The sequence below is a fragment of the Sphingobacterium sp. UBA1897 genome (genome assembly GCF_002337775.1).
Taxonomy (GTDB): domain Bacteria; phylum Bacteroidota; class Bacteroidia; order Sphingobacteriales; family Sphingobacteriaceae; genus Sphingobacterium; species Sphingobacterium siyangense.
Genome location: NZ_DDGR01000029.1, coordinates 1 through 15,369, shown reverse-complemented (window position 1 = coordinate 15,369; position 15,369 = coordinate 1). Strand labels below are relative to the sequence as shown.

Annotated in this window: 16 protein-coding genes; 10 read left to right on the top strand and 6 right to left on the bottom strand. The window is 39.6% G+C overall.

The genetic code is table 11. The annotated features are described in order from the left end of the window. Positions 1-2: 2 nt before the first annotated feature. Positions 3-1,022 (bottom strand): L,D-transpeptidase, encoded by a 1,020-nt coding sequence (locus B4N43_RS20220; RefSeq protein WP_088161704.1) that lies wholly within the window; start codon positions 1,020-1,022, stop codon positions 3-5. A 250-nt stretch (positions 1,023-1,272) separates the two neighbouring features. On the opposite strand from B4N43_RS20220, the gene B4N43_RS20215 reads away from it, so the two are divergent. Both B4N43_RS20215 and B4N43_RS20210 read left to right on the top strand, forming a co-directional pair. Then, the gene (locus B4N43_RS20215) at positions 1,273-1,686 is read left to right on the top strand and encodes an NUDIX hydrolase (protein WP_201671503.1); all 414 of its coding nucleotides are present in this window, start codon (positions 1,273-1,275) and stop codon (positions 1,684-1,686) included. A 70-nt stretch (positions 1,687-1,756) separates the two neighbouring features. Then, positions 1,757-3,139 (top strand): OmpA family protein, encoded by a 1,383-nt coding sequence (locus B4N43_RS20210; RefSeq protein WP_286736005.1) that lies wholly within the window; start codon positions 1,757-1,759, stop codon positions 3,137-3,139. Between the two features lie 95 nt (positions 3,140-3,234). Here B4N43_RS20210 and B4N43_RS20205 read toward each other — a convergent pair whose 3' ends face one another. Beyond that, positions 3,235-4,287 (bottom strand): outer membrane beta-barrel protein, encoded by a 1,053-nt coding sequence (locus B4N43_RS20205; protein ID WP_286736004.1) that lies wholly within the window; start codon positions 4,285-4,287, stop codon positions 3,235-3,237. Positions 4,288-4,575: 288 nt separating this feature from the next. Here B4N43_RS20205 and B4N43_RS20200 point away from each other — a divergent pair, with 288 nt between their 5' ends. Both B4N43_RS20200 and B4N43_RS20195 read left to right on the top strand, forming a co-directional pair. Then, positions 4,576-5,880, top strand: coding sequence for an ammonium transporter (locus tag B4N43_RS20200; RefSeq protein WP_201671499.1), 1,305 nt, complete (start codon positions 4,576-4,578; stop codon positions 5,878-5,880). A 151-nt stretch (positions 5,881-6,031) separates the two neighbouring features. Beyond that, positions 6,032-6,337, top strand: coding sequence for a hypothetical protein (locus tag B4N43_RS20195; RefSeq protein WP_286736003.1), 306 nt, complete (start codon positions 6,032-6,034; stop codon positions 6,335-6,337). Here the strand turns inward: B4N43_RS20195 and B4N43_RS20190 are convergent. Continuing rightward, positions 6,334-6,870: a lipocalin family protein gene (locus tag B4N43_RS20190; RefSeq protein WP_286736002.1), complete on the bottom strand. Its 537-nt coding sequence runs from the start codon at positions 6,868-6,870 to the stop codon at positions 6,334-6,336. The two genes, B4N43_RS20195 and B4N43_RS20190, sit on opposite strands and share 4 nt — an antisense overlap. Before the next feature lie 99 nt (positions 6,871-6,969). On the opposite strand from B4N43_RS20190, the gene B4N43_RS20185 reads away from it, so the two are divergent. The 3 genes from B4N43_RS20185 to B4N43_RS20175 all read left to right on the top strand — a co-directional run bounded on the left by B4N43_RS20185 (position 6,970) and on the right by B4N43_RS20175 (position 10,293). Beyond that, positions 6,970-7,431 (top strand): DUF4268 domain-containing protein, encoded by a 462-nt coding sequence (locus B4N43_RS20185; RefSeq protein WP_286736001.1) that lies wholly within the window; start codon positions 6,970-6,972, stop codon positions 7,429-7,431. A gap of 125 nt (positions 7,432-7,556) precedes the next feature. Continuing rightward, positions 7,557-8,351 (top strand): S1/P1 nuclease, encoded by a 795-nt coding sequence (locus tag B4N43_RS20180; RefSeq protein WP_075992774.1) that lies wholly within the window; start codon positions 7,557-7,559, stop codon positions 8,349-8,351. Between the two features lie 151 nt (positions 8,352-8,502). Continuing rightward, on the top strand, positions 8,503-10,293 hold the full coding sequence (locus B4N43_RS20175) for an ABC transporter ATP-binding protein (RefSeq protein WP_286735999.1): 1,791 nt from the start codon (positions 8,503-8,505) through the stop codon (positions 10,291-10,293). Positions 10,294-10,301: 8 nt separating this feature from the next. Here the strand turns inward: B4N43_RS20175 and B4N43_RS20170 are convergent, their stop codons facing one another. Beyond that, complete coding sequence (locus tag B4N43_RS20170; RefSeq protein ID WP_286735998.1) at positions 10,302-11,240, bottom strand: multidrug resistance efflux transporter family protein; 939 nt, start codon at positions 11,238-11,240, stop codon at positions 10,302-10,304. Positions 11,241-11,401: 161 nt separating this feature from the next. Between B4N43_RS20170 and fabV the strand changes: the two genes are divergently transcribed. After that, positions 11,402-12,604: an enoyl-ACP reductase FabV gene (fabV, locus tag B4N43_RS20165; RefSeq protein WP_286735997.1), complete on the top strand. Its 1,203-nt coding sequence runs from the start codon at positions 11,402-11,404 to the stop codon at positions 12,602-12,604. A gap of 99 nt (positions 12,605-12,703) precedes the next feature. Here the strand turns inward: fabV and B4N43_RS20160 are convergent, their stop codons facing one another. Further along, a complete protein-coding gene (locus B4N43_RS20160; protein ID WP_120334292.1) occupies positions 12,704-13,891 on the bottom strand; it encodes an MFS transporter in 1,188 nt (395 codons plus the stop codon). A 53-nt stretch (positions 13,892-13,944) separates the two neighbouring features. Continuing rightward, a complete protein-coding gene (locus B4N43_RS20155; RefSeq protein ID WP_088161696.1) occupies positions 13,945-14,196 on the bottom strand; it encodes a hypothetical protein in 252 nt (83 codons plus the stop codon). Positions 14,197-14,376: 180 nt separating this feature from the next. On the opposite strand from B4N43_RS20155, the gene B4N43_RS20150 reads away from it, so the two are divergent. After that, the gene (locus B4N43_RS20150; RefSeq protein WP_075992768.1) at positions 14,377-14,787 is read left to right on the top strand and encodes an OsmC family protein; all 411 of its coding nucleotides are present in this window, start codon (positions 14,377-14,379) and stop codon (positions 14,785-14,787) included. 113 nt (positions 14,788-14,900) lie between these two features. Further along, positions 14,901-15,338 carry an FKBP-type peptidyl-prolyl cis-trans isomerase gene (locus B4N43_RS20145; protein ID WP_286735996.1) on the top strand — a complete coding sequence of 146 codons (438 nt, stop codon included), beginning with the start codon at positions 14,901-14,903 and terminating at the stop codon, positions 15,336-15,338. Positions 15,339-15,369 lie beyond the last annotated feature (31 nt).

Here is a 15,369-nt window from a genome sequence, read left to right as displayed (position 1 = left end):
TGTTAATCAATAACAACGACCAGTGAAGCGAGGTCTTTTGACCGTTTATAGACAAATTGAGCGTGAGATGACGCATTTCTGACGCACATATGCGACTTGGGTGTTGTGCCTAGGCTCTCACTATATTCGATAATGCTGCCATTGGGATTGTTGACTGGAACTCCATGTATATAGGCCCCGGCGGTAAATCGGGTGGCATAAGGTGCGAATCCGGCGTAAGTTTTGGTGCCGTCTTCATAATAAAACATCTTGGATTTGTGTTCCTGCACAACAAAGAGGCCTGTTGGAGTTTCCTGGGCATGGGGAGGTTTGTGCCGGCCACTCGTCACAGGATTCATGCTTCGGACAAGCCATTCGTTTCCGACTTTTTCCAAGGTGCAGATATTTTGGTTCTTTACATCGACGACATTGATGATCTTGAACTGCACAGTGTCGCTAATAATACGCAGATATCTTTTGGGAACCGTATATTTTCCTTCGAATGAAATACCTTCAATCGGAATTCGAGCTATGCTGTCGGGGCCTTGTATGCGGACGAGCCAGCCGTCCCGACCGTAACGAACAGCTTTGGCGCTGTTAAGATCGTAGAGTGGTGCCGCTTGATAGCGTTCGACATTGAAACTGTCAGATACGCGTTTATAAGAGTCCCGTTTGTAGTCCTGTATTGTTGGGGCTTCGCCTTTTTCATTTTGATAATTCTGTAGAACCCCATACAGCGATGGCGTCTGTTGAAAATTTTCGATAAAGGCCAGGCGTTCTTTGATCTTTTCCCATTGAAAACTGCGTGTGGTGTCTTTGTAAGGATAGCTGTCTTCCAGGGTGTATTTGTTGTAAAGCAGCTCTTTTTTTAAGATAATATCCTCAGCGGTAAGTATTTTTTTCTGCTCAACCTGCTCTTTAGGGGGAGTAGGTTTTTGCTGCTCAGTTTGCTGATTGGTTTTTGCTGTGTTTTTCTTGTCCTGCTGGCATCCCGGCAATAGAAACAATATGCTTAGTATTAAACAGGTTAATCTTCGATTCATATATGGAAGTATAGATTATCGTTTTATTCCTTAAACTTAGATAATTAGTTTATTATTTGCAATTTTATTGCAGTTGAAGGAAATAGAATTGCTGTTAAACCTTACTATTCGTTTTGTGAACTGTAACAGATTTTTAATGATGAGGTGTTTATTGGGGTAAAATTTTATTTTAAAGAGCTGTCTTGAATGCAGAGGAGATATTTCTTCGATGATGGATAAAAAGTTAGTTTTGTGATATGAAATAAATGATATGGACAAAATTGTTATTTGCTCGGCGGTGATGCTTGCTCCGGAAGGAGATTTACTAATGGTTCGTAAAAAAGGGTCTAGCTATTTTCAGCTACCTGGGGGGAAGGTAGGGCCGGAAGAAAGCCGTGAGCAGACCTTAATTCGTGAACTGAAAGAGGAGCTTCGGTATGATGTGAGCAGCATGGAAATAAGCTTTATTGGTAGTCACAGTACACAGGCTGTAAATGAGTTAAATACGGAGGTCGTGGGCTATATCTATTTAATTAAACTGGCAGAGCGTCATGCATTTGAGGCTTACGAAGAACTGGAAGAAGTGCTGTGGATCAGTAGAGCTGATTGGCAAAGTTACCAATGGGCCCACCTGGCATCCGAGTTTGTTCTACCAAAATGGCTTTCGGGTGATTTTGATCGTTAAATCGTATAGGGTAAACAAATTAAACCTTTGTTTGTTAGAGTTTTATATAAACTATAAATAAACAAAGATTATGGAAAATCAGCTTTTAAAAGGGGCGAAGGACTTTTTTGACGAAGGGGCGGTCGCTCAGATAGGGCAAATTTTAAATCAGGATAAAGAGGGGGTAAAGCAGGGTTTGAATGTAACAATTCCCGCCTTGTTTTTAGGTTTAAGCCAATATTCCGATTCCGGTAGTGGGATTTCGGAGATACTTGAAAGGGCTAAGCAGCACTTTGCGAATTTTGATTTCCGCGAGCTTCTCGGTAGTGTGACCAAAGCAGATGAGCCCGCAGAGGATCCTGCTGTGAAAGGCGAGAATGCTCAGGGTTTATTGGGATCAATATTTGGTGGCGGCCTGGATACTGTTTTGAGTACTGTTGCCGGTTATTTGGGGTATGATGGCAGCTCCATCGGGAAATTAATGAATTTTTCTTTGCCTGCGATATTCTCCAGTCTAACAAATAAGGGTCAAAATTGGGATTTTGATCGTATCGGTCATGTTTTGGAGGAAAATAAAACCGCTTTTGCTGCTGCTGTTCCAGCTGGGTTAGGCTTAGGCGCCTTTGGGAAGCTTTTTGATGGTGCACATTTTTCTGCGCCGGAAGAATCCGCGACTGAACATGCAATTCCTGCTGATGTTGCTAGGGAGGTGGATAGTCATAAGTCAATACCCATTAATCCGGCAAATGAACTGGAAGCACATAAAGAGCCCTTGTCACTGCCAAGAGCGGAAGAGTCCAGGGCAGCAATCGCTGGAACCGGTTCTGGAAGCGGTTCTGGTGGCGGTTGGTGGAAGATTTTAATCGCCCTGGTCGTATTGGCTGCACTTTGGTTTTTATTTGGAAAAGGCTGTAGTGGAAGCAAGCAAGACGGTGCTACCGACACCAGTGTAAATAAGACAACGGTAGAGTCAGATACTATGAAAACGGGTTCCGGTATGGTCGAGCGCGAGCAAACGGAGGTCATCCTACCAAACGGTGTCAAACTTGCTGCTTTTAAAGGCGGGATAGAGGATCACTTGGTCCAATTTTTAAAATCCGATTATAAATCGATGGGTGAAGATTCCCTGAAAAATACCTGGTTTGATTTCGATAACCTGAATTTCAAAACAGGTACAGCCGAGGTACTGCCTGAAAGTCAGGTGCAACTAAGTAATCTTGCAGCGATATTAAAGGCTTTTCCTGCAGCTAATATTAAAATCGGTGGCTATACCGACAAAACGGGCAATGAGGATTTTAATAAAAAGTTATCGCTTGAGCGGGCAACGGCTGTAAAGGATTACCTGAGTAAAGAGCAGCTTTCCAAACAAGTGATCGGTGCAGAGGGGTACGGCTCACAGTTTGCTAAGTATAAGGCCGATGCGCCGGAATCTGATCGTATTATGGATCGGCATGTTTCGGTAAGTGTTCGATAATTGCTTTGTGCAGCATAACTAGACCGCTGTGAAAATAAAAAAGAGCAGATTCCACTGGAACCTGCTCTTTTCTTTTATGTGTAATGCAATGTTGTTTAGAAACTGTAGACACAGGCCAACAGAAATTGTCCTGCAGATTTGGTTGGGCTTAGATCGTTTTTGATGAATCGTTCGGTATTTCCTTTGTCAATTCTGATTTCGGGAATGAATTTGAATCCATGGTAATTATATTCTGCTGTCAAGGTGGTTGCGAGGATATTGGAACTAGGGATTCCATTTTCTTCCTCTTTATGCGTTTGGAAAAACTCTTCGCGTAATCCTAGGCCAAAATGTTCTGAAAAATGAATTCTTGGGTAAAGTGCTACTCCAGAGTAACCCCCACCATCTCTCTTTTTATAATTTGTAGCATTTAAACCAAGGAAAAATTTGGAGGTGAAGTCATAATTAGCAACGAGATCGATCAAGGTTCCAGAGCTGTAATTGGTTTTACCGCCAGCAGAGGATCCTGTCAGGAAATTGAGATAAAAGCTGCTTTTATCATTGGGGGTATAGGCTAGTTGGGAGCCGACATGGGAAACTCCGTTCATATCTTGATAGACATTCCAGTCGTTAAATAGTCCGACCATTAAAGCCACTTTATCTGAGAAACTATACGTAGCTTTTAAACCAGCGTCTTGAAATGGGCCGGCGCCGAATAAATAAGAAGTTGAATAATGGAAGTTGTAGGTTGGTGATATTACTTCAAAACCCACAAATGTTCCCATGAATCCTGCAGTAAGATTGAGTTTCTCGGTTAGATCATAGCCTACATATAGATTTTGGATATGAAAACTGTTTTTGTCGTCGCCAGCCTGGCCATCGCCATTCATAATGGATCGATATTGCCCTCTGGGGCCAAAAGATAATTCTCCGACAAATGATGCCTTTTTAAACTTCTTTTTTACAGCCAAATCCACCATCCCAATAGAGACGGAGTTGTTGTCTTCGGTAAAATAGGTGTTGATGTTAGGTTTGTTTTGAAAATCATATTTCCAATAGGTATCCACTGATCCGGATATTTCTATCCCTTTTTCTTTGGTTTCTTCTTGTGATATTGCTGTTTTTATTAGAAATAGTGATAAAAAGATGGTTGTTAGAAGTTTTTTCATGTTTTTTTTGGTTTAAGTTTGATTTGTTTGATTTTTTAAGGCTTAATTCTTTTGTTTTGTCTGTTTTGTATTGGTTTTCGTTTAAAAATTGATTGGTAATTATGGTTTTTGTGTTTGTTTTTGTGAAATTATGTAAAAAAAATCATAAAAAATAAAATAACATAGTATTTTTTTAACAAAAAGACTTTATATTTGAAAAAATTATAAGGGAAAGTAGGTTTTTGTTTTGTTCTTGTATTTTTTTAACAATTTTATTAATATATTGAAAACACTAATCAGTTTAAACAAATGAAAAAAATTATTCCACTCATTGTTCTAGTTCTTTTGGGAGTATTGGGACTTGTATTTCCGTCCATTGACTTGTCTGATTTAAACAAGGCAGAATTTGATACGGGAGATACGGCCTGGTTGTTAACTTCTTCTGCATTGGTGTTGATTATGACACCTGGACTTGCCTTTTTTTATGGCGGTATGGTTAGCAAGAAGAATGTAATTTCAACGATGATGCAAAGCTTTATATGTATGTGTTTAATGACAATCCTCTGGGTCATTGTTGGCTTCAGTTTGGCTTTCGGCGATGATATCGGTGGTATTGTCGGTGATCCGCGTACATTTTTTATGATGAAAGGTACATTAGGGAATGTTGCTTGGGGAGCGCTTCCCACTATACCTTTGGTTTTGTTTGCGATGTTTCAATTGAAGTTTGCGATTATCACACCAGCATTGATTACGGGGGCTTTTGCGGAACGTATTCGTTTTAATTCATTTATGCTATTCATTATTCTGTTCAGTATTTTTATTTATATGCCATTGGCACATGCTACTTGGCACCCTGAAGGTATATTAGCAAAATTTGGTGTTCTTGATTTTGCCGGTGGTACAGTTGTGCACATGTCGGCCGGTTGGGCAGCATTGGCGGCAGCGATTTATTTAAAAGGACGTAAAACGCAAATTCATAATCCGGCGCGCATAAGCTACGTGATATTAGGTACAGCACTCTTGTGGTTTGGCTGGTTTGGATTTAATGCAGGTTCAGCTGGTGGAGCAAATTCTTTGGCAGCTTACGCTTTTGCGACAACGACTACAGCATCAGCCATGGCCGCTATGGCATGGATATTTGTTGATATCATACGTGGAAAGAAACCTTCAGCAATGGGGGCATGTATCGGTGCCGTTGTTGGATTGGTTGCGATTACACCAGCAGCTGGTTTTGTCAGTATTCCACATGCGATGATCATCGGCTTGGTTGGCGCGTTGGTTAGTAATCTGGTTGTATATCTGAGAAGTAAAACAAGTATCGACGATACGTTGGATGTATTCCCTTGTCATGGGGTAGGTGGCATGGTTGGTATGGTACTTACTGGTGTGTTTGCCCATCATAACATTAATCCTGTTGTTGTGGACAATGGTTTATTTTTTGGCGAAACGAAGTTGTTTTTTGTCCATATGGTCGCACTATTTGCGGTGTCATTTTTTGCCTTCGTTGGTTCACTTGTGCTATTGAAGATCACCGATCTTATTGCTCCATTACGCGTCGAAGAGACAGATGAAGAGCTTGGTTTGGATGTTTCTCAACATGCAGAAGCATTGTAACCTAGTCGCAGCATAACGCATAGTTTATCCCAAACAATCTACTGCTTAGCGGTACATTGTTTGGGATATTTTTTGCATTTTTGTCCTGCCAGGAGAGAAGTGTATGATGCTATGCGCTATTTCGAGTACCTGTGCCTCTAAAAAGATTTTCATGACTACTGAGATTAAAGATACTTTGCGTTCTGATTTTGAAAAAATGATGCGTTATTGCCTACAGAAAAATGGTGATTTCGGTTTTAACGTGTTTGGTGATTATGCAGTATCTGTATTAAATTTTTATGTCGGGAGTTCAATTTTGCCACTCAACGAAAAACGTGCGGGTGCCCTGTTCCTTGTAAATCTCTACAATGCAGGTATCAGAAATGCAATCACGCCGGAAGATGTTGAGGAAATAGCTGATGTACTCACACAGGATAAGACGTTAAACTACCCACTATTAGCTCCGATCTTCGACTAATGTTTGGTCCATACAAGATCGCCGGTTTCATAGCCACATTGCAGGGCATAGGTTAAAAATTCATTTCTGATTTTATCTGGAATCTCCTTCTCACGGCCCAAAATCCACATATAGTCTAGATTGTCACCAAAAACGAGTGCATATTTATAATCCGGCGTTATTTTTACAATATTATACCCACTGTAGAAAGGGCCAAAGAACGATACTTTAAGTGCACCTTCATTGGGGCTGTTGACAAATTTGGCTTTTCCGATAGACTGTTTCCAGCGTTCTTTGTCTTCGGAGTACCCTTGGTTATTGACACGTATTGTGCCATTTTTATTTTTACTATATTCCGCGGAAACTTGACTTAAGCCTTTTTCCCAATAGAAATCGAGTCTGGCTATTTCAAACCATTTTCCAAGATATTTATCCAAGTCAAAAGGATCTACGACATCAGGTCGCGAGACGACAGGTTTAAAAGCGTTATAAGCCACAGCCACAAGTGCTATGCCAGTTAATAGTAACAGTGATTTTTTCTTATCCATGTTCATCTTCGAATATGTTTATTGTTAAAACAACAATTTTGATACCAATAAGGTTTAGACATACCGAGCTATTTTACTAATTTTGTTGACTAAAAAATTGTATCGGTGTATTCAAGGGAAGAGATAAAACAACTAAAACAGTTATTCTGGACGAAGTTTGGCCAATTTATGGCATTACATGCGTCGGCAGATGGGGAGAAGGCAAATTGGATTAACTACAAGACAGGTATTAAGCATTTATACTTCAAAATGGATGCGGATAAGAAGCTGGCAACTATTGCGATACAGTGGTCCCAACCTGATGCTGGGCTCAGGGCATTAATGGCAGAACAATTTCTTCAGTTTAAAGTATTGTTGCAGGATCTTCTTGAAGAAGAGTGGATTTGGGATATGGACGGAATGGACGAATATGGAAAGCCGATTTGTCGCATCTATACAAGCTTAACCGGTTACAGTGTTTTTAAAGAGGATGACTGGGCCGAGCTCATTTCTTTTTTTAAACCTCGAATAATTGCTTTGGATGAGTTTTGGTCATCGGCTAAGTATACGTTCGATATTTTCAAATAATTAACATTCAATATAGTAAGATGGGTTATTACAGGTCTGATTCCGCTTTTCAACTCCAGTTTGTGGGAGCGAACGGCGTTTTTCTAACAGGTAGGAGCTTCGTCATCATTTAAAACAACAATCTAATGAAAAAAATGATCAAGGGTTTGCTGGCAATGGCATTGTGTTTTCAGCTTTCTTCGGTATTTGCGTGGGGGACAACAGGGCATCGTGTCGTGGCTGAAATTGCGGAACGCCATTTGACTAAAAAAGCCAAAAAGAATATTGGAAAAATTATTGGACAGCAAAAGCTGGCCTATTGGGCCAACTGGGGGGATTTTATCAAATCAGATCCCAATCCTGAATTTAAAAAACTGGGAAATTCTCATTTTATAAATTTAAACTCAAATTTACCCTGGGCCGATTTTCAATTGGGTTTAGAAAATTCAGCTGATGAGAATCTGTATAAGACAGCGCTCCGTATTGAGAAATCCTTTGCAGATAAGACTATTCCAATGGATCAACAAAAGCAAAACCTGTATTTCTTGATCCATATTCTGGGCGATGCGCATCAACCCATGCATGTTAGCCGTGCCGAGGATCAAGGAGGTAATAAGATTGAAGTAAGCTGGTTTGGAAAAAAATCAAATATTCACCGTGTTTGGGATAGTGATTTGGTCGACAATGAGAAGTATAGTTATACCGAGTTTGCAACTGTTTTAGATGTGAATAACAAAAAAGAGAATGAACAGCTGGCGGCTGGAGAGCTCGCTAACTGGTTGTATGAATCAAATCAATTGGCTGAAAAGATTTACGCTGACGTAGCTAATAATGCCAATTTATCGTACTCCTATGTTTATCAAAACAAAGATATTATGGAGCAATGTATGCTAAAAGGTGGCTTAAGGCTAGCTAAAGTATTAAACCGAATTTTTGGTTAATATTACCGTTACCATAAATTATTAAAAAGGCGTATCCTGAAACGATACGCCTTTTTTGTCGTAGTACGTCATTGCGATCACATTGATTTTATGCTTTCATTTAAACAATGTCCCTAGATTAGTTGTTTCCTCTATATTAAAATCAATTTCAATGACTATCCCGCAATTATTTAAAAAAATTGTTCCCTTTGCAAAACCTTATCGTCAGTTGATTATTTATACCTTGCTATTAACGGTAGTGGGGTCTTTTGCTGCGCAAATAAACGCTTTTATTTTGCGTTATACCGTCGATCAAATTAATGACCTGATGGTCGCCAAAGAACCCTTATCAAAAGGCATGTATCTAGTAGGCATGATCAGTATTATTTTGTTAATTAAAGAAATTGTGTACGCTTTTGTTCAGTTTGGTCAGAAATTTTACGGAGAGAAACTTCGAATTTATATCGCACGGGACTTCTCTCAATCAATAGTAAACCGCATTTTAACCTATAAGTTAGCCTTTTATACCTCAAGTGATAATGAAAGTGGAAAATTGGCTACCCGAATAGACGCCGGTATTAGCTCGTTGACACGTTTAGTCCAAAATTTCTTTATTGATATTCTGCCTTTGTTTGCAAATGCAATCATAGCATTAATCTGTATGTTCTATGCTAATGTATATGTAGGGCTGGTGGGAGTGGCTATTATTCCTTTGTACCTTTATATTAGTCAGACTCAAGCCTCCAAGTTGACAGGCTTTAGGAGGCAGATGCGCAATTACAGGGAGTCGAAAAATAACCGGATCATTAGTTTGATCGATTCAATTTTAGTAATTAAATCATTCGTTCGGGAGCCAGAAGAAGCTAAACGTCATGAAAAGATCCAATTTGAAATGACGGAGAATCAAATGGAAACTCGAAAAACGAGTTTTCTTTATGATAGCATTAAAAATTTTGTCGAACAGATTGCTGTCGTCATTATCATCGTTTTAACAGCTTATCTTGTTCTCTCTGGCCAAATTACTATTGGTGCGATTATGTTTCATATCATGTTATTTAATAACGTTTCGGCGCCGATACGTCAGTTGCACCGTATTTATGATGAGGTAAACGATGCCCTGATCTATTCAGAATCTTTCTTCGAAATTTTGGAATCTGACGAGCATATTGAATCAAAGGGTGATTATAAGCCAGCACATATTCAAGGACATTTGGCCTTACGGAATGTATTTTTTGAATATCCAAATGGAACCGTTGCTTTAAAGGACGTGAATTTTGAGATCAAGCCGAATGAAATCACAGCTTTAGTGGGGCTGAGTGGGGCCGGGAAAAGCACGATTATCAACTTATTGGATAAATTTTATGAACCTAGCAGTGGCCAAATTTTTTTGGATGGGGTAGATCTGGCAAAGTATGATACAGCGTTTCTCCGTCGACATATCGGTATGGTATTGCAGCGTAATCATATTTTTAAAGGGACTATCTTTGAAAATATCGAGTATGGTAAGATGGGAAGTTCTAGGGAAGAAATTATTGAAGCAGCCAAGAAAGCCTATATTCATGAGCAGATTATGGATCTGCCCAAAGGTTATGATTCAGATGCGCAGTCACTATCAGGGGGCCAACAGCAGCGGATCGCCATAGCCCGTTTATTTTTAAAAAATCCACCGATTATTTTTCTCGACGAGCCTACGGCTAATTTGGACGCCATCGCGACCGAACAGATTAAAAATAGTTTGGATGCCATAAAGAAAGACCGTACAGTAATTATCGTTTCGCATAGTATCTCTCAGATCATCGATTCCAATGCCATTGTGGTTATGGAAAAGGGAATGGTGGTGGAGAAAGGGCAACATGAAGATCTATACGCACATAAAGGAACTTATTATGATATTTTCTCAGCAATGGCCAATAGTTTAAACCTGAGTAAAATAAGCCGAACATTACATGCAGATGAAAGGTGAGGGTATTATTAACTTGTGCGACTATGTAGAATCATGCCAATGACCACCATGACAATACCAATACAGGAATATACATTCGGAAGCGCCGCCTGCAGGATAAGAATTTCGCCAACCAACGTAAAAATGACTTCCATGGCCTGTGTTGCCTCTACAGCTGCCAATGCTTTATGGTCCTGATGAACGAAATCGGTAGCTGAGAAAAATAAAAGTGTGGCAATTACTCCCGAACAGATGGCTACTAAAAAGGTTTGGAAAAGTTGACTATCAGTGGGCAGGCCATTATCTAAATAGCCAAATAGGCTCAGGATAATCCAAAATGGCATACTACAGAGTGTCATGCCGAGTGTACGTTGAAAAGCATCCAATCTATTGTTCGATATTTTCATCATTTTACGGTTACCTAAGGGGTAGGCAATAGCGCCGATCAACACCGGGATGGTTCCCAATAGCATTGTGTTTAAGGAGGTTGATTGAGCTTCTGAAATTTGCATCAAAAGAATACCTAAAAAAATAAGGATGGAGAAGAGGAGTGAAGCTTTTGAAATGCTTTTTCGTTGCCCTTTTTTATCAAGTAGCGGACCAATAAACATGCCGGCTATAATGGTGAATTCGAAGGTGCTAGCTACGAGCCAAGATGGGCCATAATTTGCGCCATAGGTAAGTGTTGCATAGAATAGCCCGAATCCGATCGTACTCCAAAGAAGCCATTGCCAAAGGTTGGATCTGATTTCTTTGAGTAAATCGATGAGGTTTCCTCTTATGGCAACAATGATAAGTAAGATTGGAAGCATCCAAATAAAACGTAAAGAGGCTGTCCATTGCCAACTTCCACCGGAGACTGCCATAATTCGGTTTAGAACGAAGGTGCTGGCAAAAAATAATGCAGCTAGCGTTCCTAAAAAAAGTGCATTTTTTTTATTCTTTTTTATTGTAAATTGGATTGGCATAAATAAAAGGAGTGCGATGTATACTTAACTTTGTGAAAGTAAGCAAATGTCCGTTCAAATGGAAATGAAACAAAAACTAATTGATTTTTATCGCGATTTTCTCATTTAAAATTCCTTATTTTGCCTAATCAATAAAACAAGTAGTAAGAAAATTAATCAAGATGATTATACAACCAAGAACTAGAGGTTTTATTTGTTTAACCTCGCATCCACAAGGGGCTGCGCAAAACATTAAAAATCAAATTGAATACGTGAAATCCAAAGGTGAGATCGCGAATGGTCCAAAGAAAGTATTGGTAATCGGTGCTTCTACTGGATTTGGTATTGCATCTCGGATTTCTGCAGCATTTGGTTCTGGAGCTGCTACAATCGGTGTATTTTTTGAAAAACCTGCGGCAGAAGGCAAGCCAGGAACTGCTGGATGGTACAATTCGGCAGCTTTTGAGAAAGAAGCCCATGAGGCGGGATTATATGCCAAAAGTATCAATGGCGATGCGTTTTCGGACGAAGTGAAAAAACAGACTATTGAACTTATTAAAAAGGATCTAGGACAGGTTGATTTAGTGGTTTATAGTTTGGCATCACCACGTCGTACGCATCCAAAAACTGGCGTAGCACACGCTTCTGTTTTGAAACCGATACAAGAGCCTTTTACCAACAAAACGGTAGATTTTCATACGGGTGTAATTTCAGACATTACCATTCAGCCAGTTGAAAATGAAGAAGATATTGCGAATACTGTAGCTGTTATGGGTGGAGAAGACTGGAAGTTTTGGATCGAAGATCTTAAAGCTGCTGGTGTGTTAGCTGAAGGAGCAAAAACAGTTGCCTATTCTTACATAGGTCCTGAACTTACTTATCCAATTTACCGTAATGGTACGATTGGTCGTGCAAAGGATGATTTAGAAGGAACAGTGCCTGCAATAAACGCGATTTTGAGCGATATTAATGGTGTATCCTATGTATCGGTGAATAAAGCCTTGGTTACGCAATCAAGTTCAGCTATTCCAGTTGTTCCTTTATACATTTCTTTATTGTATAAAGTCATGAAGGAAAAAGGTGTTCACGAAGGTACAATTGAACAAATGCAACGTTTGTTTGCTGAGCGACTTTATACCGCTGACGGAAAGGTATTGCTTGATGACAAAGGTCGTATCCGTGTTGATGACTTAGAAATGCGTGAAGATGTTCAGGCTGAAGTTGCAGCATTATGGGAGAAAGCAACAACCGAAAATTTAGCCGAAATTTCAGACATTGAAGGTTACCGTAACGAGTTTTTCAATTTGTTCGGTTTCAATTTCGACGGTATCGATTACAACGCTGATACCAATGAAGTTGTTGGTGTACCTAGTATTGAAGGTTAATTTTAACGGATATACCTACAAAAAGAGCGGATAATGTTTAAACATTATCCGCTCTTTTTGTAGGTATATCTTTGATGCTATGTTTATATGTTTGGGAGACTATGGTGTCAGCTCCCGCCGCTTTTGATAGAGTAGGTTTCCAACAACGGCAAAACCAATAGAGACCATAATGGTACTAAATGGGTATATCGCTGTCATACCCATATTATTGGCCACAAAGCCAATTAAAGGGCCTGTGATACCTAGTGAAATGTCTATAAATAGTCCGTAAGCAGCCAGAGCAGAGCCTTGTTGACTTTGATCTACCCGCTTAATGGCTTCGACACCAAGCGCTGGAAATACCAGTGAGAAGCCAAAACCCGTTAATGCTGCGCCCAATAGGGTCCATAATGGATCAATAGCCACTGCGATAACCATGAGACCTAATGTTTCAACGAAAAGACTCACTAAAGCAACTTTAAGCCCGCCATATTGGTCAATAACCTTATTGAAAATAAGCCGTGTTAAAATGAAGAATACGCCAAATATAGTTAAGCAAGCTGCGCCATTTTGCCAATTGAAATGTTCATAGTAAAGCGTCATAAAAGTGGAGATACTGCCAAAGCCTAGACCTCCTAAAGCAAGACAGATTCCAAAGGGTGCTACTAAAAGCAATACGCGCTTAAAACTCACTTTTTCAGCCTTTTTTCGTGCCACTTGGTAGGGTGTTTTAGCGCGACAATAAAAATAACCAAGGAGGCCAACCGCACTGGTAAGTAGAGCCAAAGCTTCGTAATTGATATGATCCACCATCAAAACACCTAGGGGTGCGCCAATAGCCAATGCACCATAGCTGGCTATTCCGTTGAAAGAAATTGCTTTTGCAGCATGTTCATCGCCGAGTTCCATTAATGCCCAATTTATAGGGCTCGCACCCACCAGACCCTCTCCAATTCCAGTAAACAAACGGGTAATGAGCAGAAGCCCTAAACTGATAAAAGGCTGTGATTTAAATAAGAAAACAAGGAGCAGAAGAAGTCCAGATAATGCAAAAAATAACATGCTACGCAAAACTGAAATCTTGGGGCCCTTGGTGTCCACAATTTTTCCTGCATAACCGCGGAGTAAGAATGTAGCAACATACTGAACACTAATGACCAATCCCGCAATAATTGTATTAAATCCTAAAGTCTGGTGAATAAAGATGGGAAGGGTTGCAAGCGATAGGCCGATTGTGAAATAACCAAGGAAAGTTAAAGAGACATAGCCTAAAATCTTTTGATTGACCTCCCGAAGAGAAATTGTCATTATAAAAAATTTTAGGCGAAATTACGTCTTTATGCTTGTTTTTAGAAATAAAATCAATAAACAACTGTCTCTTTAATATCACAATTTTTCTCGAGCCATTCTTGATCAAATTGTTTTGGTGAAATTCTTTTGCCTTGATAGATATAGTAAACTTTTTCAGATTCACCCTTTACTGGAGGGCCGGGGATTTTATTGACAATCTTCTCTTCAGGACAGTCTTGTATTAAAGCCTGTTCTTTGACTTGACGAGTTTTACATGAAGTGAACGCAATTACAAAGATAAAAAGGTACAGTAGTTTATTCATGAGTTTAGTTTTAATACAACTGTTAACGTAAGCACTATCTAAAATGCGACATCAATTTATTCAATAGTGTACAACTTTTTGATCGACTATTTGTTCTATAAAAGATACCTGAAAAATTAGAAACGCGACAGGAGAAATTGACATAGGAAAAATTAAATTGAATAATTGATCGTAGAAAACATGAGAAGAAAAGCAACAGCCCAATGGAATGGCAATTTGAAAGAAGGAAAAGGTAGTCTGACTACAGACAGTACAGCGTTGGATCATACGCAATATTCATTTTCGACACGTTTTGAAAATGGTATTGGGACAAATCCCGAAGAATTATTGGCAGCAGCGCATGCTGGATGTTTCACCATGCAATTGAGCGCTTATCTTTCTGAGTCTGGTTTTGTTCCCGAGGAATTAACGACAGTGTCGACAATTGTTTTCGAAAATGGTTCAATTGTGCGATCTGAACTGGAGCTGAAAGGAAAGGTCCCAGCGATTACAGAAGCTGAGTTTCAAACAATAGCGCATAAAGCGAAGGAAAACTGTCCTGTGAGTAAGGCTTTTAGTTTCGAGAAAACCTTAGATGCAAAGCTACTATGATAAAGGTACAGTATTGAACAAAAACCCGGCCTTTTTTCGTAAAAAGGAGAAAAAGCTGTTATTTTGAGGATATCATAAATAATTAGCAATATTGAATTTTAATCAATTGAGTTTTGGTTCAGAGAAAGAAAAATAAGTTAAGTTCAGCAGCGTTTGCGGAAAAGAATCTGGAGGCTGGAAAGGTCTTTTTGGAAAAGTATGCACAACAGGAAGGTGCTGTTGTATGTGCATCGGGTTTGCACTATAAGGTATTAACAAAGGGGGCGGGGCAGATTCCCAAAAAGTCCGCGAAAGTTATCTGTCATTATAAAGGCGAGCTTTTAGACGGAACCGTATTCGACAGTTCGTATAAGCGGAAGCGCCCCGAAACGTTCTATATCAATGAACTCATAGTCGGTTGGCAAGAAGCGATTTCAATGATGCCTGTTGGGTCAATCTGGGAAGTGTGTCTTCCACCAAAGCTGGCTTATGGAAAGGAAGAATTGTTACCTCGAAAAGGAGGGGAATGTACGTTGATATTTCAGATTGAGTTGATTGCCATTTTAGCTTAACAGAAAAAAGACTTTCATAAAAAAGCCCGCA

Excerpts from the sequence above, each read along its gene's own strand:
- B4N43_RS20220 (WP_088161704.1), bottom strand. The coding sequence starts at position 1,022 with ATGAATCGAAGATTAACCTGTTTAATACTAAGCATATTGTTTCTATTG.
- B4N43_RS20150 (WP_075992768.1), top strand. The coding sequence starts at position 14,377 with ATGAGAAGAAAAGCAACAGCCCAATGGAATGGCAATTTGAAAGAAGGA.
- B4N43_RS20210 (WP_286736005.1), top strand. The coding sequence starts at position 1,757 with ATGGAAAATCAGCTTTTAAAAGGGGCGAAGGACTTTTTTGACGAAGGG.
- B4N43_RS20205 (WP_286736004.1), bottom strand. The coding sequence starts at position 4,287 with ATGAAAAAACTTCTAACAACCATCTTTTTATCACTATTTCTAATAAAA.
- B4N43_RS20175 (WP_286735999.1), top strand. The coding sequence starts at position 8,503 with ATGACTATCCCGCAATTATTTAAAAAAATTGTTCCCTTTGCAAAACCT.
- B4N43_RS20160 (WP_120334292.1), bottom strand. The coding sequence starts at position 13,891 with ATGACAATTTCTCTTCGGGAGGTCAATCAAAAGATTTTAGGCTATGTC.
- B4N43_RS20170 (WP_286735998.1), bottom strand. The coding sequence starts at position 11,240 with ATGCCAATCCAATTTACAATAAAAAAGAATAAAAAAAATGCACTTTTT.
- B4N43_RS20215 (WP_201671503.1), top strand. The coding sequence starts at position 1,273 with ATGGACAAAATTGTTATTTGCTCGGCGGTGATGCTTGCTCCGGAAGGA.
- B4N43_RS20190 (WP_286736002.1), bottom strand. The coding sequence starts at position 6,870 with ATGAACATGGATAAGAAAAAATCACTGTTACTATTAACTGGCATAGCA.
- B4N43_RS20155 (WP_088161696.1), bottom strand. The coding sequence starts at position 14,196 with ATGAATAAACTACTGTACCTTTTTATCTTTGTAATTGCGTTCACTTCA.
- B4N43_RS20180 (WP_075992774.1), top strand. The coding sequence starts at position 7,557 with ATGAAAAAAATGATCAAGGGTTTGCTGGCAATGGCATTGTGTTTTCAG.
- fabV (WP_286735997.1), top strand. The coding sequence starts at position 11,402 with ATGATTATACAACCAAGAACTAGAGGTTTTATTTGTTTAACCTCGCAT.
- B4N43_RS20195 (WP_286736003.1), top strand. The coding sequence starts at position 6,032 with ATGACTACTGAGATTAAAGATACTTTGCGTTCTGATTTTGAAAAAATG.
- B4N43_RS20200 (WP_201671499.1), top strand. The coding sequence starts at position 4,576 with ATGAAAAAAATTATTCCACTCATTGTTCTAGTTCTTTTGGGAGTATTG.